Genomic DNA, 25,843 nt, shown 5'->3' with positions numbered 1-25,843 from the left:
CGACCACCTCATGGCCGACGACCATATCCGCTACGACATTCTGGCCCAGGAGGCGTTGCGCGGCGTCATGCGCAAGGTACTGGCAGAGGTCGCGCGCACCGGCCTCCCCGGCAACCATCATTTCTTCATCACCTTCCTGACCGGCGCGCCGGGCGTGCGCGTCTCGTCGCGGCTGCGCGAGCGCTATCCCGAGCAGATGACCATCGTCATCCAGTTCCAGTATTGGGACCTGAAGGTGACCGACACCGGTTTCGAGGTCGGTCTCTCCTTCTCCGACGTGCCGGAAAAACTGGAAATCCCGTTCTCGGCCGTGCGCGGCTTCTACGACCCCTCCGTCAATTTCGAGCTCGAATTCGACGTCAAGACCGATGCGCAGCCCGACGAGGAACCGGCAGCACCGGCGCCTGAGCCGCTGACCATCGTCTCAGAGAAGAAGCCGAAGGCCGAGAAGAAGGCCGCCGCCGAAGCGGAGAAGAAGGCAACCGCCGCGGATGCCGGCGCCAAGGGCGCCGAAGTGGTCTCGCTCGACGCCTTCCGCAAGAAGTAGGCTCGCGGTCCGTGGCCGACATCGTCAATCTCCGCCAGGCTCGCAAGCGGAAGGCGCGGGACGACAAGGCACAAACGGCCAGCCAGAATCGCGCCTTGCACGGTCGCACCAAGGCCGAAAAGGAACGCGACCGCCTGATCGCCGACAAGAGCGAAAGGTTTGTCGCGGGCCATCATCGCGAAAAGCCCACCCTGCCTGACGATCAATGAGCGCCGTCGAAAAACGCTCGGTGACCATTCGCGGCCATCGCACCAGCTATTCCCTCGAAAAGCCCTTCTATGACGATCTCGTCGCCATCGCGGCGACCAGGAAGCTGACGCTCGCCGCCCTTGTCGCCGAAATCGACGAGACCCGGCCCCGTGACACCAACCTGTCCTCGGCGCTCAGGCTGCATGTCCTGGAGTGGGCGAAGCGCGCGACGAGCGCCTGAACTTACGCACGCTCGACCGGGTCCGCCTTTTTCCCGCGTCCGAAGCCGAGCAAGGTGGAGCGCTCACGTTCCTCGGCCTGCTTGCGCGAGCGCACGCGCATCAGATCCTTCCAGCCGACATAGCCGACCAACCTTCCATCCTCACGCGCCACGACCGGCAGATGCGAGACATTGGCGGTCAGCAATTTGTCCGACAAGCCTTCCAGATATTCGTCGGGATGGGCCAGCGTCACCTTGCTTCCAGCCAGCAGCTCGCCGAGTGTCGTCGTCCGGTGCTTGCCGGCACGGCGCCAGCGCAGGATCGCCGGCGGATCGATGAGGCCAAGCACCTGCCTGTTTTCATCGACCACGGGAAAACTCGGATGCCGGGTTTCCGGCGCGGTCAGGAAGGCGGCCGCACCATGCAGCGTCATCGTTGCCGGCACGCTCTCGACCTGCGCCGTCATCACCTCGCGCACCCTGGTCAGCGCGAAGGGGTCGACGCGATATTCGCGAACCAGATGGTGCCCCCGCCTGGCGATCTTCTCGGTCAGGATCGAACGCTTCATCAGCAGCACGGTGACCGCGTGCGCCGCGGCACAAGCCGCGATCAGCGGCACCAGCACATGCGTGTTGCCGGTAAGCTCGACCGCGAAGAACGTGGCTGTCAGCGGCGCGCGCATCGTGCCGCCCATGGTGGCGGCCATGGCCAGCAGTGCCCAGAAGCCCGGGTCCGCCGCCGGCAGGATGCCGGCAAGCACCGCCCCCATCGCGCCACCCATGATCAACAGCGGCGCCAGCACGCCGCCCGAAGTTCCCGAGCCGAGCGCAACCGACCAGATGATGGCCTTGACCACCAGCAGCAGCAGCGCCGCGGTGGCGATCGTGCGGCCGTCCAGCATGTCGGCGATGTTGTCATAGCCGACGCCGAGCGCTCGTGGGTCGATCAAGCCGCCTATGCCGACCACCAGGCCGCCGAGCATCGGCCACCACATCCAGTGGATCGGCAGCTTCTGGAAGCCGTCCTCGCAGGCATAGACCATCTGCGTCAGCAGTCCGGACAACAGGCCGGCGCAGATGCCGACCAGCACCCAGCCGCCAAGGCCGACGAAGGAAACCGCCATGTTGCCCGCGAACGGAAAGATCGGCCCTGGCATGTGCAGCATGGTGCGCTCCACCTCGGCCACGATGGCCGCAACCGCGACGGGGATGAAGCTGCGTGGCGTCCATTCGAACAGCAGCAATTCGACCGCCAGCATGATGGCAGCGATCGGCGTGCCGAACACGGTGGTCATGCCGGCCGCCGCTCCCGCCACCAGCAATGTCTTGCGCTCGTTGTCCGAGACCGGCAGCATCTGCGCGATCAACGAGCCGATGGCGCCGCCGGTCATGATGATCGGACCCTCGGCGCCGAACGGCCCGCCCGAGCCGATCGAGATCGCCGACGACAGCGGCTTCAGGATCGCCACCTTGGCGTCGAGCTTGGAGCGCCCAAGCAGGATCGCCTCGATGGCCTCGGGAATGCCGTGGCCGCGGATCTTCTCGCTGCCGTAGCGCGCCATCAGGCCGATGATCAGCGCGCCGATGACCGGAACGATGACGGCGGCAAGCCCGAGCGGCGTATCCTGCAGCTTCAGCTCGGCAAGCGAGAACTGGCCGAAATAGGCGATGTTGGTGGCGAGCCGGATCAGCTTCAGAAGCGCGATGCCGGCAAACAGCCCGGCGGTCGCCACCACCACCGCTATCGCGGCGACGAGCAGCACTCGGGCATCCGTGGTGAAGTCCCGGAGATGATCGGGATTGGAGTTATGGGTCTTCATGGTGGCTTTGCTTCCTGGCGGCGGCCGTGTCTGGGTTCTGCGGCACGGTCGAAGTGGCCAGCCGATTGTCGGCCGGGTATGTATCGTAACACGATATATCTGTTCAAGCGGCTTTCGCTTGAAATTTCGTTTGAGCTTTCACCAGAAAACGAAGACATCTCCGACATGACGCAGCCCAAGACACCACGCCCCGCCATCAGGCAATCCGACTACCAGCGGCTGTCCGAGTTCCGCTACCTCATCCGCCGCTTCCTCGAATTCAGCCAGGTGCAGGCCGAGGACGCCGGCCTGACCCCGCGCCAGCACCAGGCGCTGCTGGCGATCAAGGGATATCCCGGCGGCGGGCCGGTGACGGTCGGCGACCTGGCGGAACGCTTGCGCATCCGCCACCACAGCGCCGTCGAACTGGTCAACCGCCTCGGCGAGGCAGGACTGGTCGCACGCGACCAGGACAAGGACGACCACCGCCGCGTGCTGCTGCGGCTGACCGAACGCGCCGACGATTGCCTGGCCGACCTGTCGGCCGCGCATCTCGACGAGCTCTCGCGCATCGAACCCATGCTGCGGCGCCTGCTCGACCGGAGCCAGGACTGACGTCCAGCATCCGTGCGGGCCGATAACGAACTATTTTTTCCGGAATCCGAATCCTCTGGGCTGGCCGCGGCGTCTTGGACAGGCGACAGCCAAGGGAGCCAATGCGATGAAACGCCATTTGATACGCTACAAGACGAAGCCGGACCGGGCCGACGAGAACGAGCGCCTGGTCAAGGCAGTGTTCGAGGAACTGCGCGGCAAATCGCCGGAAGGCGTTCGCTACATGACCTGGCGCTCCGGCGACGGCACTTTCGTCCATCTCGTCGAGACCGAAACCGACGGGCATGCCGACCTCATCACAGGACTTGCCGCCTTCCAGGCTTTTCAGAGTGGCATCAGGGATCGCTGCATCGACCCTCCGCATCGTGACGTGATGACAGTGGTGGGCCATTATCGGATGCTGGACGAGTAGCCTGAATAGAACCATGTCGAGAACGGCCGGCGCATGAACAGTCCAGGCGAGATCCCAGAGCCTTTCGACCGCTTGTTCGGCGAATTGCGCCCCAAACTGCATCGCTACTGCGCCCGGATGACAGGCTCGGTCGTCGATGGCGAGGACGTCGTGCAGGAGGCGCTGGCCAAGGCATTCGAGGCCTTGGCCGGCACCGCGCCGATCGCGAATCCCGAAGGCTGGCTGTTTCGCATCGCCCACAATGCGGCGCTCGACTTTTTGCGCCGCCGCGCCCGTGAGAAGACTTTCTCCGAGGAGGAGCCGGACATGATCGCCGACCCAGCAAATTCCATCGCCGACCGGCAGGCCGCGGCAGCCGGATTGCACAGTTTCATGCGCCTTCCCGTCGCGCAGCGAAGCAGCGTCATCATGATGGATGTGCTGGGCTATTCGCTGCGGGAAATCAGCACCATGCTCGACACCAGCATCCCCGCGATCAAGGCAGCGCTGCATCGTGGCCGTGGCCGGCTGCGTGAGCTCGCCGACGAACAGGACGATCGTCCTGTTCCCAGGCTGAGTGCGTCGGAGCGCCTGTTGCTCGACGCCTATGTCGATCGCTTCAACGCCCGCGACTTCGACGCCGTGCGAGACATGCTGGCCGACGAAGTGCGGCTGGAACTGGTGGCCAGGGCAAGGCTCAACGGCCGCAAGGAGGTGGCCACCTATTTCGGCAATTATTCCCGGGTGCGGGACTGGCATTTCCAGTCCGGTTTCGTCGAGGACCGTCCGGCAATCCTCGTGCGCGATCCCAACGACCCGACGGCAGCGCCGGCATACTTCATCCTGCTGGGTTGGCAGGGCGGCAAGCTTGCCGCCATCCGCGATTTCCGCCACGCCAGATACGTCGCCGACGGCGCCGAAACGTTCGTTCTTGAGACGATTGCCCGGCGGGTGACCAACCGGAAAGCCTAGCCCTGCTGCCTACTGCAGTGACTTCAACAGATTGTCGACCGTGAATGGATTGGCTTTCGGCTTGGCTGGAGGCGGATTGTCGTTGGCGGGCACCTGCTCGGCCTTGGGTGCCTGTTGCGCCGCCTTGCGCTCGGCTTCGAGCCTGGCTTTTTCCTGGGAGGCAATGCGCATCGCCTCCTCCGCCTTCTGGCGCTCCTGCTCGGCCTGCGCCTTGGCCGCCTCGTCCGCTGCCTGCTGTTCCGCCGCCGCCTTGGCCTCGGCATCCGCCTTGGCTTTTGCTTCCGCGTCGGCCTTTGCCTTGGCATCCGCTTCGGCCTTGGCCTGAGCGTCGGCCTCCGCTTTCGCCTTGGCGTCGGCCTCGGCTTTCAGGCGCGCCGCTTCCTCTTGTTGGCGCAGCTCCTCGGCGGCCTTGTCGCGGGCATCCTGAAGGGCCGCGTAATAGCGCACTTCGCGTCGCAGCCGCTGTTTCTCCAGCAGCGCGGCCTGCATCGCCTCGACGCGCTGCTGTTCTTTTTCCAGCGCACGCTGGGTCAGGAATTGCGCCAGCGGCTCGCTGTCGAACTGCCGTTTCACGGCGCCGAACCGCCCCTCGGCGGTGAAATTCACGGCCGGCTCGGAGCCGACCAGCGCTTCGTCGCCAGGCCGATAGGTGATCGCGCCCTTGGTGGAAACCGTGCTGGCGTTGAGGTCCGCCGTGATGTCGGCCGACAAGGTCGCCGCCGGGTTTTCAAGACTGATCGGCGGCGCCCTGAGCGTGCCGCCGGCAATCGTGAAGGCGACCTCGGCATTCCCGGCGGCGAAGCTGCCGTCGGCGGCGATGTCAGGCGCGAAGCCAGCCGTCTTGGCGGCGTCGATATCGCGTCCGATCGCATCCGCCTTGGCCAGGAAAGCGCCGAACGCGTCAGGATTGACGCCGGCGATCCGCAAGCCCTTCAGCGTCGCCGTGCCGGATCCCGATAGAGCGGCAATCATCGCGTCGACGGATTTGCCGCTGGTCGACAGCGTCGTCGAGAAATCGCCGCTGCCGCCGATGCCCGCATCCGGCAAGACATCAGCCAGATCGGCACCCGCCAGTTTCATCTGACCGGTGAAAAGCCCGGTACCGTCATTGTTCTTCAGCTCGAACAGGCCGGAGAGCGCCCCGCCGAGGAATTTGGCCTTGAGATCGGTGACCCGAATGCCTTCCGGGTCGAGCTTGAGCGAGAGGGCCGCGTCATAGGCGGTGGCGAGCGGGCCGACGGTCAGCGAAGCCGTGGTCAGGTCGAGATCGGCCGTGAATGGCAGGCTGGACTTCTGGCTGAACGGCGCCGACGGCCACGCGCCGGATTTGTCATTCTTGTCGGCCCTGTCATTCTTGTCGGCCCTGTTATTCTTGTCGGCATTGTCGCTCTTGCCGGACCCGTTCTTGTCCACGAGAAAAGCGGAATCGCCAAACAGCGCCACCGCCATCGGATCGAGGTCGAGTTCGTCGAGCGCCAGCGCCCCAGCCAGATGCGGCACGCCGTCCTTGCCGTCGACCCCCTGCTTGACATCGAGGTTGATGTCGCCGGACACAGCCGCCTCGTTGATGGCGCCGCTGAGCCCGGAGAGCACCAGCAGGCCATTGCCGTAATCGGCCTGCGCGGCCAGCGATGTCGACATGCCGGCGCCCATGCCGGGCAGGCCGATGCCCGTCGTCATCAGCCACGGCTCGATGTCGGAGGCGTCGAGGTTGATCTTGCCCTTGGCCGTCGGGCCTTGCGGCGTGTCGGCGACCACCCCCTCGAAGCCGGCCTTGAAGTCATTGCCGGCAAGGCTGAAGCTCGTCGCCAGGCCGCCGGAAAGCGTACCCTTGGCCTGGATGTCGGTGCTTGCTTCACCCAGCATGCCGAGCGGCAGCGCCGGCAGGCCGTAGAGCGCGAGCAAGGCGGTTGCGTCCGGGTTCCTGGCGTTGAAAGTCAGTGTCACTGGCGCGTCGGCAAGCCTGTCCACCGCGCCCTTTCCCGACAGCGACGCCGAAAAGGACGAGCCGCCGGCCTTGCCTTGCCCGCTCACCGCCAGGCCCGTGGTGCCGTCGCCATTGTCGGCGGCACTGGCCACGAGGTCGACGCGCGCGTCCTGGAACAAGTCGGGATAGGCCGCGGCGCGGTCTGCGAGCTCCTTCAGCACGGCATTGTCCGGATAGTGCCGTGCTGCGACATCGATCAGCGGTTTGAGGTCGACTGCCACCACCGAGGCGTCGAGCTTGCCGGTCGGGCTCGCAGGAAAATCCTTGATGCGGCCGGTGGCGCTGATCGAGGAACCGGCCAGTCCACCGACAGACAGCCGGTCGATTTCGAGCAGCCCGTCGCGCAGCCTGAGCGCGGTATCGACCGTGTCGGCGGTCAAGCCGCCGGCGCTGACAGGGCCGGCCTTGATCTGGAAATCGAGGTCGCTGTCGGCAAAACGGTTGGCTCCCTTGTCGCTGACGAAGATCGAGGCGAAGGCCGCCAGCCCATCGACATCGAGATCGCCGCCCTCGAGCCGCATCAGCACCGATGGCTTTGCGTCTTCGGGCTGGCTGGAATCAATGCGGCCGGAAAACTTCGCCTTGCCGAGGATCAGTTCGAGATCACTGAAGGATTGATGATTTTGCGAGAGATCGACCTTGGCCTTGAAACCGGCGGCAGGCAGACGGCGGATCGCCTCGTCGACATCCTTCGACAGCCAGGCGGCAAAACCCGAGGGTTGCGCCACGGCCAGCAGCAACGAGCCGGTGAAGCCGAAATGGCCCTGCACGTTGAGCATGACCTTGCCATCGGCTTCCAGCTTGGTGCGGCCGGGCAAGGTCGCGGCCAGCGATTTCACCGACCACCCGTCACCGACCGGCTCGGCCGAAAGATGAACATCGCGCACCGTCGTGTCGCCGGCCACCACCGCCGGCAACTTGACCTCGACCGTGCCGGGAATGGTCGGCTTCGGCAGATCGAGCAGCGCCTGCTCCAGCCCGGCGATGCGCTGATCCAGCGTCAGGCCCGTACCCGCCTGGGCACCCACCGCCTCGTCGAACTGAACCTGCGCGCCATTGGCCTCGATGGCGAAGCTCGGTTTCTGGCCAAGATCGACCGAGGCCTTGCCATCGGCGGTGTAGGGATTGTCGAGCGGACCGGTCTCGAAACGGAATTCGTCGACGCCAAGCTTCTGGTGATCGAGCGAGAACTTGCCGTTAAGCCGGAAGCCCGGATCGGACTTGCCGGTGCTGACTTTCACCGTCTCGCCGTCCGTGCCGCGCAACTCGGCTGAATTCTTGCCCGCGCTATCCTTGTCCGCGCCCGAAATCTTGAACTGGCCGGAATAGACGGCGGCACCGTTGACGATGCCGGCATTGCCGTCGGTCTCGATGACCAGCGGATAGGCGTCGGGATCCGCCTTCACCCGTAACCGCATCTGCCCGGAGGGTTCGGCCTTGCCGGTCGACGCCGCGACCGTGGTCCGCAACCCGTCCAGCCGCAACGTGCCATCCATGCGCCACGGACCGGCCAGCGACTTGGCCGAAATGGTCGAGTTGATCTCCGAAAAGATGTGGCTGCGGCCGCCGGCGGCGTGGCGCAGTTCAATCTGCCCTTCCGTCACAGTCAGTTTCTCGATCGAGACCTGGCCGGGGTCGAAGGGCGAGGACGGGCGCATGGCCCAATCGACGGTTCCGTCGGCGGCGATGTCGATGGTCGCCTTCGGCCGCACCAGCCGCATGTCGAAGATCAGCACCTCGCCGCGCAGGAAGGGTGCCAGTTCCGCGTCCATCGAAAACGTCTCGACGGTCATGGCCGGCTGACCGTCGGGGCCACCGGCGACGGCGACTTTGGAAAAGGTCACCGAGGGAAACGGCAGCAGCCTTGCCGTGGCGTCGCCCTGCACGGTCACCTTGCGGCCGAGGATGGCGCTTGCCTCTCGCTCGAACTCGGCGCGGTAGCCGGTCCAGTCGATAAAATGCGGCACCACCAGCGCCGCAAGCAGCACCAGCACGAACAGGCCACCGAAGATCACGAACAGGCGTGCGAGCATCAGCTCCGAACAGGTTGATTGCAATTCCGCCGCACTCTACCCGCATCCGCGTGTCGATAAAGAGGCAATTCATCCCGTGTTGCGTCATGTCGGACGATCTGAAACAAATCCGGGAAAAGCGGAGATTCTCGGATGTCGGGCAAGAACTGGGATCGCGTGCCGATCGATGCGCAGAGTGTCGATGCCCCGCTATCGCAGTCGGCGATTTTCCTTGTCGGCACCGTCGCCGGCGATCAGCCGGCTCTGGCCAGGGTTTGTTCCGTGCTCGGCGAACTCGACGATCTGGTCAAGACTGTCGGATTCCGCGATCTCGGCGGGCGCCTGTCCTGCATCGCCGGCATCGGCCGCGATCTCTGGGACCGGCTCAGCCCCGGCCGGCGGCCGCTGGAACTGAAGCCGTTCGCGCCGATCAAGGGCGCGGTCCATTCGGCGCCAACGACACCGGGCGACCTGCTCTTTCACATCCGCGCCGAGCGGCCCGACATGTGCTTCGAATTCGGGCGTATCCTGCTCGACAGGCTTGGTCCCGGCGTCAGCGTCGTCGACGAAGTGATCGGCTTTCGCTATTTCGACGCCCGCGACCTGCTCGGCTTCGTCGACGGCACCGCCAACCCGGCCGGCCTCGATTTGCCCGCCTCGGCGCTGGTCGGTGACGAGGATGCCGATTTCGCCGGCGGCAGCTATGTCGTGGTCCAGAAATATCTGCACGACATGCAGGCCTGGGCGCGCATTCCCACGCCCGAGCAGGAGGCGATCATCGGCCGCACCAAGATCGACAACATCGAAATCGATGATGACGACGCGCCGCGCAAATCGCACAAGTCGCTGGCCACCGTGGTCGATGCCGACGGCAACGAACACGACATATTGCGCGACAACATGCCGTTCGGCAGGCCCGGGCAGAACGAATTCGGCACCTACTTCATCGGCTACAGCAGATATCTCTGGGTCACCGAGAAAATGCTGCAGCGCATGTATGTCGGCGACCCGCCGGGTGCATACGACCGGCTGCTCGATGTCTCCACGCCGCACACCGGCACGACCTTCTTCGCCCCGACCCGCCCCATGCTGCAGACGCTTGCGCAGGACGCCCGGGAGCAGCTTCCCACTGTAGGATAGAGCGGCGGTTGGCGGGCCTAACCGCTCCCTTAGCGTGCGTCGCGTTTCGCCTGCGCCACCTTGGCCGCCTTGCGCTGGCGGCCGAATTCGGCCGGCCGAACAAGATTTGGAACCTTCTGGTTGGCCACGGCCCGCATGCCCTCGTGGGCGGTGCGCGAATTGTGCGTGGGACCCTCCGGAGCTTTCTGCTTCAAGGCCAGCGCCTTGCGCGCATTGTCGACCAGCGAAATGCGAGCCGCCAGTTGGCGGCGCCGTTCGGCCTCGCCGTTCAGCCGCCGCATCGCCATGGCCAGCACCGCGAGCTTAATTTGTGAACCGCCGTCGGCCTTCGAGGGTGCCGTACCTTTCGCCGCGCCTTTGCCGCGTATTTCGCGCCGCCGGCGATGTGCTTCGGTCTGCGCCTTGTCACGCCGTTCCCGCAACAGCTTGACCAGGCCGGAAAGGTCGGAGTCGGAAAGCTCCTGCACCGCCGGATGGTGCGATTTCCCCACCAATTCCTTTTCATCGGCGCTCAGCGCGCGTGCTTCTTCCTTGCGTGAAATGGCCATAAAAATTCTCCTCAGCCGGCACGCCTGTCTTTCCAGGTTTGCCACTTGAGGAGCCTCGACCCGAATGGCGGCGCGGTCAAGACGCGCTGTTCGCGATGCCCTTAGCCCGCGTCAGGCAATATCTTGCCCGGATTCATGATGTTTTGCGGATCGAGCGCCTGCTTGATCGTGCGCATGATGTCGACGCCATGGCCGAGTTCGTGGCGCAGGAACCCGATCTTGCCTTGCCCGATGCCGTGCTCGCCGGTGCAGGTACCCTCCATGGCGATCGCCCGCATGTTGAGCCGTGCCACGAATTTTTCCGACAGCGCGATTTCCTTGGGATCGTTGACATCCATCAGCACCAGCACGTGGAAATTGCCGTCTCCGGCATGGCCGACGATGGGCGCGATAAGTCCCATCTCGGCAATGTCGGCCTCGGTTTCCATGACGCATTCGGCAAAGCGCGAGATCGGTACGCAGACATCGGTCGACAGCCCCTTGGCGCCCGGCCGCAAGGTCAGCGACGCCCAGTAGGCGTCGTGCCTGGCCTTCCACAATTTGGTGCGCTCCTCGGCAACGCTGGTCCACAGGAACGGCCCGCCGCCATTGTCTTCCGCGATCGCCCCGAAGGTCTCGGCCTGTTCGGCAACGCCGGCGTCGCTGCCATGAAACTCGACGAACAGGCACGGGCTCTCGGGATAATCGAGCTTGGAATAGGTCTTCATCGCCCGCATCTGCAGCGCGTTGACCAGTTCGATGCGCGCCACCGGAATGCCCATCTGGATCGTCGCTATCACGGCGTTGCAGGCCGCTTCGACGCTCGGGAAGGGACAGACGCCGCCCGAGATCGCCTGCGGAATGCCTTGCAGCTTTAGGGTCAGCGCGGTGATGATGCCCAGCGTGCCCTCGGAGCCGACCAGCAGCCGGGTCAAATCATAACCGGCCGAGCTCTTTTTCGCCCGCTTGCCGGTCGTCACCATCTCGCCGTCGGCCATGACGGCGGTCAGCGACAGCACGTTCTCGCGCATCGTGCCGTAGCGCACCGCATTGGTGCCGGACGCCCGCGTCGCCGCCATGCCGCCGAGCGAGGCATTGGCGCCCGGATCGATCGGGAAGAACAGGCCGGTGTCGCGCAGATGCCGGTTCAAATCCTCGCGCGTGACGCCCGGCTCCACCGTGCAGTCGAGATCCTGCGGATTGACCGAGAGAATGCGGTTCATCCGCGACGTATCGACCGAAATGCCCCCACCCGGCGCATTGGTGTGGCCTTCGAGCGACGAGCCGACGCCAAACGCGATCACCGGCACGCGATGCGCTGCACAGGCACGCACGATTTCCTGCACCTCGGCCGTCGTCTCCGGGAAAGCGACGCCGTCGGGCGCCTGCGTCGGAATATAGGTGGTCGTATGCGCGTGCTGCGAGCGGATGGCCTGTCCGGTCTGGAAGCGCTCGCCCAGCCGCTGCTTGAGGATGCCGAGCACCGCCGCGATGCCTTCCTCGTTGCGTTCGACCGGATTGAGGTCGCTCAGAGCCATGAATTCCTCCGCGAATGGACCAGCGCCCACGCTTGTTATGCGAGTATGGATGCCTAAAGCAATTTCAGGAAAAGTGTGAAGCGGTTTCCATCCGAAATTGCGTCAGAATGTAAAGACACTCACCGGCTACTCTGTCCAGCACCAGAACAAGGAAGTTTCGATGTCCATTCCCGCCCCCTTCGTCTCCAGGCCCATGGGCATCGAGAAGGACTGGATCGACTATAACGGCCATCTCAACATGGCCTATTACAACGTGCTGTTCGACCGCTGCTCGGACGAGGCCTTCGAGGCGATGGGCATGGGTCTGGACTATGTGAAAGAGCGGCGGCTCACCATCTACACCGCCGAAGCCCATGTCTGCTACGTCAGGGAACTGCATCTCGACCACAAGGTCGCGGTCTCCTTCCAGCTCATCGACCATGACGAGAAGCGGCTGCGGGCCTATCAGGAAATCCGCCATGTCGACGGCTGGCTCGCCGCCACGTCCGAGACCCTGTCGCTGCATGTCGACATGTCGGGGCCGAAGGTGGCGCCCTTTCCGGCCGATGTACTGGCCAGGATCGAAGCCATGCGCGCCGCCCACTCCGTGCTCCCGATGCCCGAGCGCGCCGGCCGTTCGATCGGCATCAAGCGCAAATAGGGCGAAGCCCAGGCGACCGGGTCTGGCCTCAAAGCCACACCCGCGATCCAAAATCGCCGGGTTCCTCAAATCGGCTGGCACGCGTGCTTGAAGCCACCTCGCACCCGCATTAACCTTACTGAGGATTTAACGGGAACAAGCCATCTGAGCCGTTGAACGACTCAGCGGAGCGGTCGAAAACGTCCGCACAGGGTTGTTTTAGCGGGCGGCGCGGCGAAGCCGGTTCGAGGAACGTGCATGAAAACCGACATCAAGGTCGAGGTGGACAGGCTGGCGGCCGATCCGCGCATATCGGACTACGATTTCTGGCGTTCGCTCAAGAATGTCGACAACGAGATCTTTCACATCGCCAACAACAACGAACCGATCCCGTTCGACATGATCCGCTGGCGCAGCATCCTGAAGCGCGCCCGCCTGAAGCGCGGCCACGCTTAGCGCCGTTGCCTGATCGCCGCCAGCGGTGAGCGCGCGATCACTGGCGACGACTGGATGATCGCCGTGTTGGTCATCGCATGGGGAATGATGCGGTCGATCACCCGTTCGAGTTCGGCGACCGAGCCGACATGCGCCAGCGCGATGAAACAGTCCTCTCCGGTCACCCGGTCGCATTGTGCGATCTCCGGCAACTCACGGATGATCTCGGCCACGACTGACAATTGCCCAGGCACCGGCCGGATGCGCAGCCACGCCGACAGTTTCAGGCCAAGCGCCGCCGGGTTGATCCTGACGCAATAGGCCTCGATCACGCCGTTCTCCTGCAGCCGCTTGATGCGCTCCGCCACGCTCGGCGCAGACAGGCCGACGGAACGGGCCAGCTCCGCGGTGCTGATGCGCGCGTCCTCTTCCAGCAGGCGCAGGATCTTCATGTCGGCCGCGTCGATGTCGGCATTTTCGTTTCGAAGGCGTTTCATGGAAAACTCCTTGCTTCCGGGAAACGAATTATTGGTCACGCTGGTCATCATCCATATGAATAGGGAGGATTGGCTACGATACTGATCCCATGGATGACCAGAGGCAAGCCCCGTATACCAGCCCTGCCGCTGCCACCCCGGCCTTTGCCGGCCCCGCACTCGCCGGGCTCGCGACAAGATTGCCGCCTCATATCTGGTTCGCTGTCAGCGCTGTCTTTCATTATCTCGGCCCGGCCTTCGCCGTGCTGCTTTTTGCGCAAGTCGGCGTGCTCGGCATGGCCTGGCTGCGCATAGCCACCGCGGCGCTGGTCTTCGCGCCATTGACCCGCCCATGGCGAACCTTCGCCAGCGCCGATCTCCCGACGCGGCTCCTGCTCGTTGCCTTCGGTGCTTGCCTGGCGGTGATGAACTGTTCGTTCTACCTGGCGCTCGACCGCCTGCCGATCTCGCTGGTTGCGGCGATCGAATTCGTCGGCACCATCGGCGTCGCGCTCGCCGGCCTCGGGAGCACCCGCAATCTGGCCGCTCTTGCCATCGCCGTGACCGGCACCTTGCTGCTGATCGATGTCAAATGGGCAAGCGACCCGGTCGGGCTGGTCTGGGCTTTCCTCAACGGCGCGCTCTTTGTCGGCTACATCGTGCTTGGACACCGTGTCGCCCGCGCGGGCGCCGGCGACGGCATCGCCGGCCTGGGTGCGGCCATGGCGGTCGCTTTCGTCGTCGTGCTGCCCGTTGGCTTCGCCGACGCCCTGTCCGCCTTTTTGTCGCCGCCGCTGCTCGTCGCCGCCATCGGCGTCGGCATCTGCTCGTCGGTCATTCCATACGTATGCGACCAGCTCGCCATGGCGCGGTTGCCGCGCGCGAGTTTCGCGCTGATGCTGTCGCTGCTGCCGGTCACCGCAACGCTGATCGGCGTCGTCGTGCTGCGTCAGGTACCCGGTCCGTCCGATTGCCTCGGCATCGCGCTGGTCGTGGCCGGCGTCGCGCTTCACAGGCCGGCCTCGGCTGGCTAGCTGGGAAACCCCTTCCTCGCGGTCGGTTGCGGAAAGCCTCCATCGGTTCCCGCCTGCGACGAACTGCGACAGGCCAGCCGAGATTGAAACCAAATTCTACTTTGAGCCGTTGTCTCCCGCGAAAATGGCTTGGAGCGACGCTATGGAACGGAAACGGACCAGGGAGCCGGCGGACGCATGGCACATGACCGACGACCTTCATGTCGAGCACGGCAAGGGCGACCCCTTCGCGGCGGCCATCCGCGCCACGCGCATGTCGATGATCATTACCGATCCGCGCCGGCAGGACAATCCGATCGTCTTTGCAAACGACGCCTTCCTGCGCCTGACGGGTTATGAGCGCGACGAGGTTCTCGGCAGGAACTGCCGCTTCCTGCAGGGGCCGGAGAGCGACAAGGAAGCGATCGCTCAGATACGCGCCGCGATCGCCGATGAAACCGACATCAGTGTCGATATCCTGAATTACCGCAAGGACGGATCGACCTTCTGGAACGCGCTCTACATAAGCCCCGTCTCCAACGACAAAGGCGAAATGCAGTTCTTCTTCGCCTCGCAACTCGATGTTTCCGACCGGAAGCTCTGGGAAAATCGCATCACCGCGGACAAGGAACGTTTCGAAAAGGCCGTCAAGGAACGCACGGCTGAGCTCGAAGCGGCACTTGAGGCGCAGACCACGCTGCTGCATGAGGTCGATCATCGGGTGAAGAACAATCTGCAGATGATCTCCTCGCTTATCCTCATGCAGAGCCGCACCGTCTCCGACGCGAACCTCAAGCGCTCGCTTGGCACGATGTTGGAGCGCATAGAGGCGCTCAGCACCGTGCACCGCCGGCTCTACCAGTCCAAGGATGTCAGCAAGTTCGATGTTTCCGACTTCGCCAAGGATCTCATCTCCGACCTGCTCACGGCTTCGGGACGTTCGGAAATCAATCCGACACTCGATCTCGAGCCCGTCGTCGTCCCGGCCGAGAAGGCGACGCCGGTAGCGCTGATGGTCAACGAACTCGTCACCAACGCGCTCAAGCATGCCTTCAAGGAAAGGCCCGACGGCACGAGATCGGGCAGCATCGGCATCAAGATGAGCCAGCCGGACGGCCATTTGAACATCGAGGTCTCGGATGACGGCGTCGGCATGGCGGGCGCCAATGGCGACGCCTCCTTCGGCATGCGGCTGATCAAGTCGCTTGCCCGCCAATTGCGTGCCGACATCGAGTGGCGCGATGCCGGTCCCGGCACTCGCGTTGTCATCTCGATGCCCAATGGACCACAGCACAAAGGGAACCTGTCATGATTGAACCGCTCAAGGTCCTGATCGTCGAGGACGAGGCGCTGCTGGCCATGGAGTTGGAGAGCCTGGTCGAGGACGCCGGGCACAGCGTCGTCGGCTGGGCAACATCGCTCGCCGAAGCAAAGGACATGGTCGATACCACGCAGGCCGATATCGCCTTTGTCGACATCCATCTCACCGACGGCCCGACCGGCATCGACGTCGCCGAATATATTGGCGACAGAAAGAACTCGATGGTCATTTTCATGACCGCCAACCCGAAGCGCATCCCCGACCACTTCGCCGGTGCGATCGGCGTCATCGCCAAGCCCTACACGATGAACGGGCTGACCTCTGCCCTGCGCTATTTGCAGGAAGGCGTGCGGCGCCCGCCGCCGAAATCGGAGCGCCCGGCGGGCTTCACCCTGTCGCCGGCCTTCAAGACGATCTGGGCGCCGGCGGCCTGAAGGCGATGGTCATGCCAGCTTCTGCCTGAGGAAGGCGATCGTCCTGCCCCAGGCGAGGTCGGCCGCCTTCTTGTCGTAGCGCGCCGCCGAGGTGTCGTTGTTGAAGGCATGGTTGGCGCCTTCATAGACATAGACCGTGTATTCGACATGGGCGGCGTCGAGTTCCTTCGTGAACGCATCGATGCCGGCATTGGTGCGCTCGTCGAGGCCGGCATAGTGCAGCAGCAACGCGGCCTTGATCTTCGAGACGTCGGCGGCCTTCGGCTGCATGCCGTAATAGGCGACGCTCGCCGCAAGGTCGGGCGCATTGACGGCCAGCATGTTGGCCGTACCGCCGCCCCAGCAGAAGCCGATGGCGCCGACCTTGCCATTGCCGTCCCCGTCGGCCTTGAGGAAGGCGACCGTCGCCACGCCATTGGCCACGGTCTGCGCCGGGTCGAGTTTCCCGAACATGTCGCGCGCCTTGTCCTCGTCAGTGGGCGTGCCGCCGAGCGGCGACAGGAAATCCGGCGCGAGCGCCACGAACCCTTCCAGCGCCACGCGCCGGGCGACGTCGCGGATATGCGGGTTGAGCCCCCTGTTTTCATGGATGACGATGACCGTGCCGAGCTTGCCGGCCTGGTTTGCGGGTTTGACCAGATAGCCCTTCATCTCGCCGCCGCTGCCGGGATAGGTGATATCCTCGCCCTTCACGCGGGCATCGTTGTCGGCGACGATCGCCGCTTGGGCCGAGTTCGCCGCCAGCATCGGCGCGATCGCGGCCGCCGCCGCGCCCGATCCGGCAAGCCTGGTCAGTTGCTCCATGAAGCGGCGGCGATCCAGCGTCAGATGCGTGTATTCGTCATAGGCATCGATCATCGCCTGGGTGATGACGGGTTTGGTGGTGACGTCGGCCATGGGCTTCCTCGATCTCGTCGCGACTGCGGTGTCCTTGCCGGTCGCAAGATAGGGGCGAGCCTCTCATCGTCCAGTCACCGGAGCGTGACATCTCGCTGCCTTGGCGGCCGCCGGTCAGTCGGCTGAAGATCATCACGTTTTTGTCATCGGTGACAAATCTTGATGGCGCTGCCACAATAGTGGGGGAAACTGGCTGGCCGGCCGCCCTCGGCGGTCACGGTCCTATAGGCCCGATCTGAAAGGAACAATGCCGATGACCATGCCCTCGCCGATCCTGGCAACCGCCTTCGTGGCAGCCGTGGCGGCCGTTCTGGCGATGCGCGCGGCTGTTGTCGCGGCAAGCCGCAAGTCCATGGTCAGGGTCCGCAGCCGCAAGCGCCAGCCCGCGAACACGAAAACCCAAGGTTGAGGTGAAGTCATGGACGTTCAGGACATCGTGAACACCGTCTCGCAGAAGGCCGGTCTCGACCAGGCCACGACCGAAAAGGTCGTCGGCACCATTTTCTCGGTGCTCGAGCACGAGGCCGAAGGCACCAGCGCCTCCTCCTTCTTCGCCAAGATTCCGGGCGCCGATGCGCTGGCGCAGAAATATGACGTCATGGCCGCCCCGGCCGGCGGCGGTGGCGGCTTCCTGTCGTCGCTGCAGGGCGCGCTTGGCGGCGTTCTCGGCGAGAAGGCCGGCGCGCTGGTCAACGGCCTCGCCGCGCTCAAGGCCTCCGGCCTCGACTTGGCGCAGATCCAGAAGGCTGGCGAGACGCTTGTCCAGCAGGCCGAGGCGGCCGCAGGCCCCGATCTGACCAACCAAGTGCTTGGCTCGGTGCCGAGCCTAAAGAGCCATCTGGGGCTCGGCTGATCGTCGGCTCGCCGGACCCGGTAACCCCGCCTGCCTACTTCGGCAGCGCGTAGGCCATCACGTAATCGCCCGGCTTGGTGCCCACCGAGCCGTGGCCGCCGGCGACGATGACCACGAACTGGCGTCCGTCCGCGACGGTGTAGGTCATCGGCGTCGATTGCCCTCCGGCCGGCAGCCGCGCCTGCCAGAGCTGCTTGCCTGACGTCAGCTCGTAGGCGCGCAGATAGTCGTCGACCGCGGCACCCAGGAAGGCGACACCGCCGGCGGTGATCATCGGCCCGCCAATGCCGGGCACCCCGACCTTGAACGGCAACGGCAGCGGCGTCATGTCGTAGACGGTGCCGTTGCGGTGCTTGTAGGCAATCGCGCCGGTGCGAAGATCGACGCCCGCGACGTAGCCCCAGGGCGGCGCCTGGCACGGAATGCCGAGTGGCGACAGGAACGGTCCCATCACCACCGCATAGGGCGCTCCGTCATTGCGGTTCAGCCCCTGCTCGCTGCCCTTGGTGTCGCCCGGCGGCGGCACGTCGGCGCGCGGCACCAGCCGCGACGTGAAGGCAAGATAGGTCGGCATCCCGAACATCACTTGCCGCACCGGATCGACCGCCACGCCACCCCAGTTGAACGTGCCGAAATTGCCGGGATAAACCAGCGATCCCTGCAGCGAGGGCGGCGTGTAGCGGCCTTCATAGCGCAATTTGTGAAGCGCGATGCGGCACGCCAGCTGGTCGAACATGGTGATGCCCCACATATCGTGCTCGGTCAGCGGCGGCGGGTTGAAGGAAAGATCGGACGCGGGCTGCGTCGGCGATGTGTGGTCGCCCTCGATGGCGCCGCCGGGCGCCGGCACTTCCTTGACAGGGATGACCGGCTCGCCGGTGCGCCGGTCGAGCACATAGAGGTCGCCCTGCTTGGTCGGCCCGACCAGCACGGGCACCACGGAGCCGTCGGCCTTGGTGATGTCGATCAGGCTCGGCTGCGCCGGCACGTCCATGTCCCAGAGGTCATGGTGCACGGTCTGGCGCACCCATTTCAACTGCCCGGTGTTGAGGTCCAGCGCGGTGATCGAGGAGGAGAATTTCTCCACATTGGCGCTGCGGCCCATGCCGAGCTGGTCCGGCGTCTGGTTGCCGAGCGGCACGTAGAGCAGGCCGAGCTTCTCGTCGGCGCTCGGCGTCGACCACATGTTGGGCGAGTTGGCGGTGTAGGTCTGGCCGGCCGGCAGCGGCGTCGTCTGGTCCGGATTGCCGGAATCCCAGTTCCACAGCAATTTGCCGCTGCTCGCATCATAAGCGCGGATGACGCCGGACGGCTCCTGCGTCGAATAATTGTCATTGACCGCCCCGCCGACGATGATCTTGCCGCCGGCAATCAGCGGCGCCGAGGTCGAGTAGTAATAGCCCGACTTCGGATACGGCATGCCCGTCAACAGATTGAGCGTGCCGCCCTCGGCGAAGGCCGGGCAAACCTGCCCGTTGGCGGCGTCGAGCGCGATCAGCCGCGCATCCGAGGTCGGCAGGTAGACGCGCGCCGCGCAGGGCTGGCCGGCGGCGCCCGCTGCGTCGGCATAATAGGAGACGCCCCGGCAGGTCTGGTGCTGGCGGTCCTTGTCGAGCTTGATCTTGGGATCGTAGCGCCACTTCTCCTTGCCGGTCGCCGCATCGACGGCGATGGCGAAGTTGTGCGGCGTGCAGATATAGAGCGTGTCGCCCACTTTGAGCGGTGTCACCTGATAGGTGGTCTCGCCGACATCGTCGGGGCCCTTGACGTCGCCGGTGCGATAGGTCCAGGCCGGCTTCAGGTTGGCGACGTTTTCCGGCGTGATCTGGTCGAGCGGCGAATACCGCTGGCCGAACTGCGTGCGCCCGTAATAGTGCCATTCGCCCGCCGGCACATCGCCGCCGAGATTGGCGTTGGGGATCACCTTGTCGGTGTCGAGCGCGCCGCCGATGTCCTTCGGGTCCGTGGTCATCGAATAGCCGGCCACCGCCAGCGATGCCAGCACGGCAAGGATCAAAGGTGCTCGCCCGTCCGGACCGGCAAGGCCGCGCCGCGCCCACGGCGTCAGCAGCCACAACGCCACCAGCACGATGATGCCGCCGCGCGGGCCGAGCTCCCACCAGTCGAAGCCGGTTTCCCAGACCGCCCAGGCCAGCGTGCCGAGCACGATCGCCGCGTAGAGCCAGAGCGCCGTCGAACGGCGCCGGTAGAGCAGCCAGGCGGCGACCAGGAAGGCGAGACCGACGATGATGTAGTACCAACTGCCGCCCAGCGAAGCCAACCAGATGCCGCCGGCGCCAAGCGCCAGGCCTAGGAGGAAGAGAATGAGGGAGGTGATGGTGACAGCCAAGATGATACTCCTTCGACTGTTGCGCGCGTGGGGCGGCCTAGGGCAACCCGCATTGCGTGTTGCCCCGGCAACTTTCTCCCGACCGCGGCGCCTGTCAAGCGTAGGTCGCGAGCCCGCGGGCAGCAACCTCGTTCCGCCTGGGATTGTTCCACAACGGCGGTTCCCATATCGGTGAAGCCGCCGTATCGGGCACTTTACCGGAACAAAACGTAGACAGTTCTGGTCTTTCCCTCCCGAATCACTACATTCGGGGGAGATGTCCGGCTTTTCCGAAGACATGCCCTTTTTCGACGAACCCAATGCGCGGCCCACGGCCCCGTCGGGCATTGCCGCGCGCGCCATGGCTGCCCGCGGCGGCCAAAACAATGCGCCCGACTATCTCAGGGGCTTGAATCCCGAGCAGCGGCTGGCCGTGGAGACCACCGAAGGCCCGGTTCTGGTGCTGGCCGGCGCCGGCACGGGCAAGACGCGCGTGCTGACCACCCGCATCGCCCACATCCTTGCCACCGGCAGGGCCTTCCCCTCGCAGATCCTGGCCGTCACCTTCACCAACAAGGCCGCGCGCGAGATGAAACAGCGCATCGGCATCCTGATCGGCGAAGGCAATGTCGAGGGCATGCCGTGGCTCGGCACCTTCCACTCGATCGGCGTGAAGCTGCTGCGCCGCCACGCCGAGCTTGCCGGCCTGAGGTCCGACTTCACCATCCTCGACACCGACGACGTCGTGCGCTTGATCAAGCAGCTGATCCAGGCCGAGGGCCTGGACGACAAGCGCTGGCCCGCGAAACAGTTCGCCCAGATGATCGACGGCTGGAAGAACAAGGGCCAGGGTCCGGCCGATATCGCCGAGGGCGATGCGCGCAGCTTCGCCAACGGCAAGGGCCGCGAGCTCTACAAGGCCTATCAGGAGCGGCTGCAGACGCTGAACGCCTGCGATTTCGGCGATCTGCTCTGCCACCCGATCCGCATCTTCCGCGCCAATCCCGATGTGCTGAAGGACTATCACCGGCGGTTCAAATACATCCTCGTCGACGAGTACCAGGACACCAACACCGCCCAGTACATGTGGCTGCGGCTTCTGGCGCAGAGGCCGAGCGGATCACAACCAGCGCGAAGTGGTTCTCCGGGTGGGCGCGTTCCAAGTTTTTCCGGTGTTTCGGATAGAACGGAAGCGGCTAGCTATAGACCCGCAACTCCAGAGGACGAATCAACAGTTTCGGCCGAAGGCCGCAAGCCCGACCGGGCGTCCGAGCCGTTGCGAGGCCCCCGCGGAGGGCCCGCGCCGGCAGGCGCGGAACAGCCCGTGAGCGAAAACAAAGTCAATATCTGCTGCGTCGGCGATGACGACCAGTCGATCTATGGCTGGCGCGGTGCCGAGGTCGACAACATCCTGCGCTTCGACAAGGATTTTCCGGGCGCCACCATCATCCGGCTGGAGCGCAACTACCGCTCGACCGCGCACATACTGGGCGCCGCCTCCCATCTCATCGCCTACAATGAGGGCCGTTTCGGCAAAACGCTGTTCACCGACCGCAACGATCCGGAGGACGGCAAGGTCAACGTCCACGCCGCCTGGGATTCGGAGGAGGAAGCCCGCGCCATCGGCGAGACCATCGAGGCCTACCAGCGCCAGAAGCACAATTTGAACGACATGGCGATCCTGGTCCGCGCGTCCTTCCAGATGCGCGCCTTCGAGGACCGCTTCATCACGCTCGGCCTTAACTACCGCGTCATCGGCGGTCCGCGTTTTTACGAGCGCATGGAAATCCGCGACGCGCTGGCCTTCTTCCGCGTCGTCGCCAACAGCACCGACGACCTCGCCTTCGAGCGCATCGTCAATGTGCCCAAGCGCGGCTTGGGCGAAGCGACCATCCGCCAGATCCACGACACCGCGCGCGCCTTGCGCATCCCGATGCTGGAGGCGGCGGGTACACTGGCGGAAAGCGACGAGCTGAAGCCGAAACCGCGCGCCGCGCTGCGCGAGGTCGCTGCCAATTTCGAACGCTGGCAAAAGGCGCTGGAAACCACGCCGCACACCGAACTTGCCGAGACCATTCTCGAGGAGAGCGGCTACACCGACATGTGGAAGAACGACCGCTCGGCGGAAGCCCCCGGGCGGCTTGAGAACCTGAAGGAACTGATCCGTTCGATGGAGGAGTACGAATCGCTGCGCTCCTTCCTCGAACATGTCGCGCTGGTCATGGATGCCGAGCAGAATGCCGGGCTCGATGCCGTCTCCATCATGACGCTGCATTCGGCCAAGGGCCTCGAATTCGAGACCGTCTTCCTGCCCGGCTGGGAAGAAGGCCTCTTTCCCCATCAGCGCGCACTCGACGAAGGCGGCCGCTCCGGGCTCGAGGAAGAGCGGCGGCTCGCCTATGTCGGGCTGACGCGGGCCAAGAAGAACCTGCATATCTGGTTCGTCTCCAACCGCCTCATCCACGGGCTCTGGCAATCGACCATCCCGTCGCGCTTTCTCGAGGAACTGCCGGAAGCCCATGTCGAGGTCGCCGAAGCCGGCAACTCCTATGGCGGCTACGGCAATCCCTATGGCGGCGGCTCGTTCGCATCCGGCCGCGGCGGCGGCCAGGGGGCAGGAAGACAGAACCCCTATGGCGCTTCGCGCTTCGACAATATCGGCGGCACTTCGGGCGGCGGGGAAAAATCCGGCGCCTTCTCTAACACCTATTCGACGCCGGGTTGGCAGCGTGCGCAGGCCAACCGCACCGAGGCGACCGACCGCAACTGGGGCACGCGTTCGGGCCATCAGGTCGAACGCATCGGCTATGGTGAAACAGACTCCGGCTACGGCGCCGGCCGCACCAGCGTCAAAGGCCGCACCATAGACGGTGAACTGGTCGCCAAATCCGTGTCCGACACGCCGTCCGCCTTCAGCGTCGGCGACCGCGTCTTCCACCAGAAATTCGGCAACGGCAACATTTCAGCCATCGAGGGCAACAAGCTGACCATCGACTTCGACAAGGCCGGCCAGAAGCGCGTGCTGGACGGGTTTGTGCTGCCAGTGTGAGGCTGCCAGCCTCGAAGGCTAACGTCCCGCCTCAATCCACCTTCTTCTCGCCCCGCTCCCCGGCCTTCACGATATCGCCCGTCGTAAACAGGATTTCCTTCAGTTCCACGCGCCAGTCCGTCTTCTGGCGCAGCAGGAATTCGAGGTCCATGCCGAAATGCTTGAACTCCTCGCTCTGCGCGTTCTTCATGATCGCCTTGGCCTGCGGGTTCTTCTCGACCGACATGCGCTGTTCGTACCAGCTGATCGCTTCCGCCTCCTCGATCAGCGAGGTGATCATGCGGGCAAAGGTCCGCACTTCCTGCGACAATTCTTCCGGCGGTTCGTGGTACTGGTCGAAACCCATGTCGTCCTCCCTCAACGGCTCACGGATGGAGCCAGGCATTGGCCCGCATCCATGAATGCGCGGGACGCGCCGCGGGTTCCGGGATCACGGCCACAATTCGGGATGATGGATCCGCGAACTATCTCACGACACTGGCGCAGCGCCGCCCTCTTCCGTGCGCCGCGCGATGAACGCGTCGAGCACGCCTGACGTGGCGGCCGCCGCGGCCGGCGGCTCAAAATCGGCAAGGGTGCGCTTCCAGATGCCGGTGGCGCGTTCGGTGGCGGTCTTCGAGCCGCTTTGCGTCCAGTTGCCGAAATTCGACCAGTCGGCCACCAGTGGCTCGTAGAAGGCGGTGCGGTAGCGCACCATGGTGTGGCCGGCCGAGAAGAAGTGGCCGCCCGGCTGCACTTCGGCGATCGCCTCGAAGCCTATTGCGTCGTCGTCGCCGGGGGTCGCCGCACAAAGTTCCGCGACCGTCTGCAGCGCCTCGATGTCGGTGACCAGCTTTTCCAGGGAAACGCTCAAGCCCCCTTCCAGCCAGCCGGCCGCGTGGATGCAGACGGTGGCGCCCGACAGCACCGAGCCCCATAGCGCGAACTGCGTCTCGTGCGCGGCCTGCGCGTCCGAAATGTTGGCCGCGCTGCCGCCCCCCGAGCGCCAGGGCAGACCGGTGAAGCGCGCCAATTGGCCTGCGCCCAGTGTGGCTTTGACGTGCTCCGGCGTGCCGAAGGCCGGTGCGCCCGATTTCATGTCGACATTGGAGGAGAAGGAACCATAGACCACCGGCGCGCCCGGCCGCACGATCTGCGCCAGCGTCAGCCCGGCCAGCGCTTCGGCATGCTGCAAGGTCAGCGCGCCGGCCACGGTGATCGGCGCCATCGCACCGGCCAGGCAGAACGGCGTGATGATCAGGACCTGGCCGGCCTTGGCGAAATCGATGATGCCTTGCGCCATCGGAATGTCGAGCTGGCGCGGCGAGTTGGTGTTGATGACGGTGTAGCAATGCGCGCCCGAGCGGAACTCGTCCTCGGACAGCCCGCGCGCCAGCCTGATCATCTCGAAACTATCATCGACCTGCGGCGTGCCACGCGCGAACACGAACGGGAATTTGTCCGACAGGGTCAGCTGCGCCCGGTTGACGGCATAGTGGCGGAAACGATTGTCGATGTCCTGCGGTTCGATGCACGGCCCCAGCATGTGCAAGACGTCGAAATGCTGCACCAGCTTGATCAACTCCTCGAAGGCGACCAGCGTTCCGGGCCGCCGGCCGCGCTCGAGGTCGGTGACATTGGGCGCGCCGGAGCCGGCCAGGAATGTCATCGAGCCCAGTTCGAGCAACAGGTCGCGATCGCGCGCTCCGGCATAAGCGTGGATCGATCGCGGCGCCGAGGCTAAGGCTGCCGCCACCATGTCGCGGCCTATACGCACCATGTCGGTGTCGGGGTCGACCAGGGCGCCGGCGCGGGCGAGCACCTCGCGCGCCTCGGGCAGCAGCACCTTGATGCCCAGTTCTTCCAGCACGCGCAGCGCCGTGCCGTGGATCGACGCCACCTGGTCGTCGGAAAAGATCGGCTGCGGCAGGAATGGGTTCTTCAGCGACCGGTAATTGGGCTTACGGCTTGATTCGCTGCCTGCCTCGCCCATGCGTCCGCGCCGGCGTTCGCGCCTCGTATCCCGTGCAGCGTCATCGACCATCAGAAACTCCTCCTCATTGCCGCATCGCCCTGCCCTGGGGACCGTAGGGCGAAGCCGCGATGACCCGCGCCGTCCGTTCGACGCCGACAATGTGCACGCAAAGCGCCATCCCCTCCCCGGCGAAATCGTCGTCCACCAACGCCAGCGCGACGCTCTTGCCGATCGTGTAGCCGCCCGAGGCGCCGACAACGCCGCCCCCGATGACCACGGCGCGACAGTGCGGCTTCAAGACTTCCCCTCCCGGTCAGTTCGAAGCCGGCATCATATCCGTACTAGACATAAGTGCCTATTATGCCAGGGACGCTCCATGGGAGGTCACCAATTCCCGCTCTCCAGCGTTTTTTATCAGCACATGGAGATACCGGCTGACCCGTGTCGCCCCACTGTCACGCAAGCATCATGTTGACGCCTTAGATCGCTTTCGAGGAGGCACGCGCGGCATCATCGATGCGGCACC

At 64.9% G+C, this 25,843-nt stretch carries 25 protein-coding genes; 15 read left to right on the top strand and 10 right to left on the bottom strand.

Annotated elements, in window-relative coordinates; genetic code table 11:
- Nucleotides 1–10: 10 nt before the first annotated feature.
- Genes MESAU_RS16910 through MESAU_RS16900 form a run of 3 tightly spaced genes read left to right on the top strand, consistent with a single transcriptional unit; the run spans nt 11 to nt 977 of the window.
- The gene (locus MESAU_RS16910; protein WP_015317261.1) at nt 11–547 is read left to right on the top strand and encodes an SspB family protein; all 537 of its coding nucleotides are present in this window, start codon (nt 11–13) and stop codon (nt 545–547) included.
- Between the two features lie 11 nt (nt 548–558).
- Nucleotides 559–756, top strand: a complete 198-nt coding sequence (locus MESAU_RS16905; RefSeq protein WP_015317260.1) for a DUF4169 family protein — start codon at nt 559–561, stop codon at nt 754–756.
- Nucleotides 753–977: a ribbon-helix-helix domain-containing protein gene (locus tag MESAU_RS16900; protein ID WP_015317259.1), complete on the top strand. Its 225-nt coding sequence runs from the start codon at nt 753–755 to the stop codon at nt 975–977. Before MESAU_RS16905 ends, MESAU_RS16900 begins: the two co-directional genes overlap by 4 nt.
- Before the next feature lie 2 nt (nt 978–979).
- On the opposite strand, the gene MESAU_RS16895 is transcribed toward MESAU_RS16900, so the two are convergent.
- Nucleotides 980–2,776, bottom strand: a complete 1,797-nt coding sequence (locus MESAU_RS16895) for a chloride channel protein (protein WP_015317258.1) — start codon at nt 2,774–2,776, stop codon at nt 980–982.
- Between the two features lie 165 nt (nt 2,777–2,941).
- Here MESAU_RS16895 and MESAU_RS16890 point away from each other — a divergent pair, with 165 nt between their 5' ends.
- From MESAU_RS16890 to MESAU_RS16880, 3 genes are all read left to right on the top strand, one after another.
- Nucleotides 2,942–3,370, top strand: coding sequence for a MarR family winged helix-turn-helix transcriptional regulator (locus tag MESAU_RS16890; RefSeq protein ID WP_015317257.1), 429 nt, complete (start codon nt 2,942–2,944; stop codon nt 3,368–3,370).
- Between the two features lie 106 nt (nt 3,371–3,476).
- A complete protein-coding gene (locus MESAU_RS16885) occupies nt 3,477–3,782 on the top strand; it encodes a hypothetical protein (RefSeq protein ID WP_015317256.1) in 306 nt (101 codons plus the stop codon).
- 33 nt (nt 3,783–3,815) lie between these two features.
- Nucleotides 3,816–4,733, top strand: coding sequence for a sigma-70 family RNA polymerase sigma factor (locus MESAU_RS16880; RefSeq protein ID WP_015317255.1), 918 nt, complete (start codon nt 3,816–3,818; stop codon nt 4,731–4,733).
- Nucleotides 4,734–4,742: 9 nt separating this feature from the next.
- Here the strand turns inward: MESAU_RS16880 and MESAU_RS16875 are convergent, their stop codons facing one another.
- Nucleotides 4,743–8,753 carry an AsmA family protein gene (locus MESAU_RS16875; RefSeq protein WP_015317254.1) on the bottom strand — a complete coding sequence of 1,337 codons (4,011 nt, stop codon included), beginning with the start codon at nt 8,751–8,753 and terminating at the stop codon, nt 4,743–4,745.
- A gap of 132 nt (nt 8,754–8,885) precedes the next feature.
- On the opposite strand from MESAU_RS16875, the gene MESAU_RS16870 reads away from it, so the two are divergent.
- Complete coding sequence (locus tag MESAU_RS16870; protein ID WP_015317253.1) at nt 8,886–9,872, top strand: Dyp-type peroxidase; 987 nt, start codon at nt 8,886–8,888, stop codon at nt 9,870–9,872.
- 29 nt (nt 9,873–9,901) lie between these two features.
- Here MESAU_RS16870 and MESAU_RS16865 read toward each other — a convergent pair whose 3' ends face one another.
- On the bottom strand, nt 9,902–10,420 hold the full coding sequence (locus MESAU_RS16865) for a hypothetical protein (protein WP_015317252.1): 519 nt from the start codon (nt 10,418–10,420) through the stop codon (nt 9,902–9,904).
- A gap of 101 nt (nt 10,421–10,521) precedes the next feature.
- Nucleotides 10,522–11,937 (bottom strand): FAD-binding oxidoreductase, encoded by a 1,416-nt coding sequence (locus MESAU_RS16860; RefSeq protein WP_015317251.1) that lies wholly within the window; start codon nt 11,935–11,937, stop codon nt 10,522–10,524.
- A gap of 160 nt (nt 11,938–12,097) precedes the next feature.
- On the opposite strand from MESAU_RS16860, the gene MESAU_RS16855 reads away from it, so the two are divergent.
- Complete coding sequence (locus tag MESAU_RS16855) at nt 12,098–12,577, top strand: thioesterase family protein (RefSeq protein WP_015317250.1); 480 nt, start codon at nt 12,098–12,100, stop codon at nt 12,575–12,577.
- 237 nt (nt 12,578–12,814) lie between these two features.
- Nucleotides 12,815–13,012 (top strand): hypothetical protein, encoded by a 198-nt coding sequence (locus MESAU_RS16850; protein ID WP_015317249.1) that lies wholly within the window; start codon nt 12,815–12,817, stop codon nt 13,010–13,012.
- Here MESAU_RS16850 and MESAU_RS16845 read toward each other — a convergent pair.
- The gene (locus MESAU_RS16845; protein ID WP_015317248.1) at nt 13,009–13,488 is read right to left on the bottom strand and encodes an Lrp/AsnC family transcriptional regulator; all 480 of its coding nucleotides are present in this window, start codon (nt 13,486–13,488) and stop codon (nt 13,009–13,011) included. The genes MESAU_RS16850 and MESAU_RS16845 overlap by 4 nt on opposite strands.
- An 89-nt stretch (nt 13,489–13,577) precedes the next feature.
- On the opposite strand from MESAU_RS16845, the gene MESAU_RS16840 reads away from it, so the two are divergent.
- The 3 genes from MESAU_RS16840 (at nt 13,578) to MESAU_RS16830 (ending at nt 16,235) form a co-directional block, all read left to right on the top strand.
- Nucleotides 13,578–14,501, top strand: a complete 924-nt coding sequence (locus tag MESAU_RS16840) for an EamA family transporter (protein WP_015317247.1) — start codon at nt 13,578–13,580, stop codon at nt 14,499–14,501.
- Between the two features lie 184 nt (nt 14,502–14,685).
- Nucleotides 14,686–15,792, top strand: a complete 1,107-nt coding sequence (locus MESAU_RS16835; protein ID WP_167331122.1) for a sensor histidine kinase — start codon at nt 14,686–14,688, stop codon at nt 15,790–15,792.
- Nucleotides 15,789–16,235, top strand: coding sequence for a response regulator (locus tag MESAU_RS16830; protein WP_015317245.1), 447 nt, complete (start codon nt 15,789–15,791; stop codon nt 16,233–16,235). Before MESAU_RS16835 ends, MESAU_RS16830 begins: the two co-directional genes overlap by 4 nt.
- Nucleotides 16,236–16,244: 9 nt before the next feature.
- Here the strand turns inward: MESAU_RS16830 and MESAU_RS16825 are convergent, their stop codons facing one another.
- The gene (locus MESAU_RS16825; protein ID WP_015317244.1) at nt 16,245–17,132 is read right to left on the bottom strand and encodes a dienelactone hydrolase family protein; all 888 of its coding nucleotides are present in this window, start codon (nt 17,130–17,132) and stop codon (nt 16,245–16,247) included.
- A gap of 253 nt (nt 17,133–17,385) precedes the next feature.
- Between MESAU_RS16825 and MESAU_RS31510 the strand changes: the two genes are divergently transcribed.
- Both MESAU_RS31510 and MESAU_RS16820 read left to right on the top strand, forming a co-directional pair.
- Complete coding sequence (locus MESAU_RS31510; RefSeq protein WP_015317243.1) at nt 17,386–17,541, top strand: hypothetical protein; 156 nt, start codon at nt 17,386–17,388, stop codon at nt 17,539–17,541.
- Between the two features lie 9 nt (nt 17,542–17,550).
- Nucleotides 17,551–17,985, top strand: coding sequence for a hypothetical protein (locus tag MESAU_RS16820; protein ID WP_015317242.1), 435 nt, complete (start codon nt 17,551–17,553; stop codon nt 17,983–17,985).
- Between the two features lie 34 nt (nt 17,986–18,019).
- On the opposite strand, the gene MESAU_RS16815 is transcribed toward MESAU_RS16820, so the two are convergent.
- Entirely contained in the window at nt 18,020–20,335 is a 2,316-nt protein-coding gene (locus MESAU_RS16815; RefSeq protein ID WP_015317241.1) for a glucose/quinate/shikimate family membrane-bound PQQ-dependent dehydrogenase, read from the bottom strand.
- A 256-nt stretch (nt 20,336–20,591) separates the two neighbouring features.
- Between MESAU_RS16815 and MESAU_RS16810 the strand changes: the two genes are divergently transcribed.
- Nucleotides 20,592–23,363: an ATP-dependent helicase gene (locus MESAU_RS16810; RefSeq protein ID WP_015317240.1), complete on the top strand. Its 2,772-nt coding sequence runs from the start codon at nt 20,592–20,594 to the stop codon at nt 23,361–23,363.
- 31 nt (nt 23,364–23,394) lie between these two features.
- Here MESAU_RS16810 and MESAU_RS16805 read toward each other — a convergent pair whose 3' ends face one another.
- The 3 genes from MESAU_RS16805 to MESAU_RS16795 all read right to left on the bottom strand — a co-directional run bounded on the left by MESAU_RS16805 (nt 23,395) and on the right by MESAU_RS16795 (nt 25,615).
- Nucleotides 23,395–23,709: a ferritin family protein gene (locus tag MESAU_RS16805; protein WP_015317239.1), complete on the bottom strand. Its 315-nt coding sequence runs from the start codon at nt 23,707–23,709 to the stop codon at nt 23,395–23,397.
- Nucleotides 23,710–23,832: 123 nt separating this feature from the next.
- On the bottom strand, nt 23,833–25,386 hold the full coding sequence (locus MESAU_RS16800) for a trimethylamine methyltransferase family protein (RefSeq protein WP_015317238.1): 1,554 nt from the start codon (nt 25,384–25,386) through the stop codon (nt 23,833–23,835).
- 13 nt (nt 25,387–25,399) lie between these two features.
- Entirely contained in the window at nt 25,400–25,615 is a 216-nt protein-coding gene (locus MESAU_RS16795; protein ID WP_041163426.1) for a glycine cleavage T C-terminal barrel domain-containing protein, read from the bottom strand.
- Nucleotides 25,616–25,843 lie beyond the last annotated feature (228 nt).

It is taken from the genome of Mesorhizobium australicum WSM2073, assembly GCF_000230995.2.
GTDB lineage: Bacteria > Pseudomonadota > Alphaproteobacteria > Rhizobiales > Rhizobiaceae > Mesorhizobium > Mesorhizobium australicum.
Note: the sequence above shows the minus strand (reverse complement) of the source record. Positions and strands in the feature narration are given on the sequence as shown.

Excerpts from the sequence above, each read along its gene's own strand:
- MESAU_RS16900 (WP_015317259.1), top strand. The coding sequence starts at position 753 with ATGAGCGCCGTCGAAAAACGCTCGGTGACCATTCGCGGCCATCGCACC.
- MESAU_RS16800 (WP_015317238.1), bottom strand. The coding sequence starts at position 25,386 with ATGGTCGATGACGCTGCACGGGATACGAGGCGCGAACGCCGGCGCGGA.
- MESAU_RS16885 (WP_015317256.1), top strand. The coding sequence starts at position 3,477 with ATGAAACGCCATTTGATACGCTACAAGACGAAGCCGGACCGGGCCGAC.
- MESAU_RS16850 (WP_015317249.1), top strand. The coding sequence starts at position 12,815 with ATGAAAACCGACATCAAGGTCGAGGTGGACAGGCTGGCGGCCGATCCG.
- MESAU_RS16870 (WP_015317253.1), top strand. The coding sequence starts at position 8,886 with ATGTCGGGCAAGAACTGGGATCGCGTGCCGATCGATGCGCAGAGTGTC.
- MESAU_RS16910 (WP_015317261.1), top strand. The coding sequence starts at position 11 with ATGGCCGACGACCATATCCGCTACGACATTCTGGCCCAGGAGGCGTTG.
- MESAU_RS16855 (WP_015317250.1), top strand. The coding sequence starts at position 12,098 with ATGTCCATTCCCGCCCCCTTCGTCTCCAGGCCCATGGGCATCGAGAAG.
- MESAU_RS31510 (WP_015317243.1), top strand. The coding sequence starts at position 17,386 with ATGACCATGCCCTCGCCGATCCTGGCAACCGCCTTCGTGGCAGCCGTG.
- MESAU_RS16875 (WP_015317254.1), bottom strand. The coding sequence starts at position 8,753 with ATGCTCGCACGCCTGTTCGTGATCTTCGGTGGCCTGTTCGTGCTGGTG.
- MESAU_RS16820 (WP_015317242.1), top strand. The coding sequence starts at position 17,551 with ATGGACGTTCAGGACATCGTGAACACCGTCTCGCAGAAGGCCGGTCTC.
- MESAU_RS16840 (WP_015317247.1), top strand. The coding sequence starts at position 13,578 with ATGGATGACCAGAGGCAAGCCCCGTATACCAGCCCTGCCGCTGCCACC.
- MESAU_RS16805 (WP_015317239.1), bottom strand. The coding sequence starts at position 23,709 with ATGGGTTTCGACCAGTACCACGAACCGCCGGAAGAATTGTCGCAGGAA.
- MESAU_RS16830 (WP_015317245.1), top strand. The coding sequence starts at position 15,789 with ATGATTGAACCGCTCAAGGTCCTGATCGTCGAGGACGAGGCGCTGCTG.
- MESAU_RS16865 (WP_015317252.1), bottom strand. The coding sequence starts at position 10,420 with ATGGCCATTTCACGCAAGGAAGAAGCACGCGCGCTGAGCGCCGATGAA.
- MESAU_RS16845 (WP_015317248.1), bottom strand. The coding sequence starts at position 13,488 with ATGAAACGCCTTCGAAACGAAAATGCCGACATCGACGCGGCCGACATG.
- MESAU_RS16890 (WP_015317257.1), top strand. The coding sequence starts at position 2,942 with ATGACGCAGCCCAAGACACCACGCCCCGCCATCAGGCAATCCGACTAC.
- MESAU_RS16880 (WP_015317255.1), top strand. The coding sequence starts at position 3,816 with ATGAACAGTCCAGGCGAGATCCCAGAGCCTTTCGACCGCTTGTTCGGC.
- MESAU_RS16895 (WP_015317258.1), bottom strand. The coding sequence starts at position 2,776 with ATGAAGACCCATAACTCCAATCCCGATCATCTCCGGGACTTCACCACG.
- MESAU_RS16825 (WP_015317244.1), bottom strand. The coding sequence starts at position 17,132 with ATGGCCGACGTCACCACCAAACCCGTCATCACCCAGGCGATGATCGAT.
- MESAU_RS16835 (WP_167331122.1), top strand. The coding sequence starts at position 14,686 with ATGACCGACGACCTTCATGTCGAGCACGGCAAGGGCGACCCCTTCGCG.
- MESAU_RS16810 (WP_015317240.1), top strand. The coding sequence starts at position 20,592 with ATGTCCGGCTTTTCCGAAGACATGCCCTTTTTCGACGAACCCAATGCG.
- MESAU_RS16860 (WP_015317251.1), bottom strand. The coding sequence starts at position 11,937 with ATGGCTCTGAGCGACCTCAATCCGGTCGAACGCAACGAGGAAGGCATC.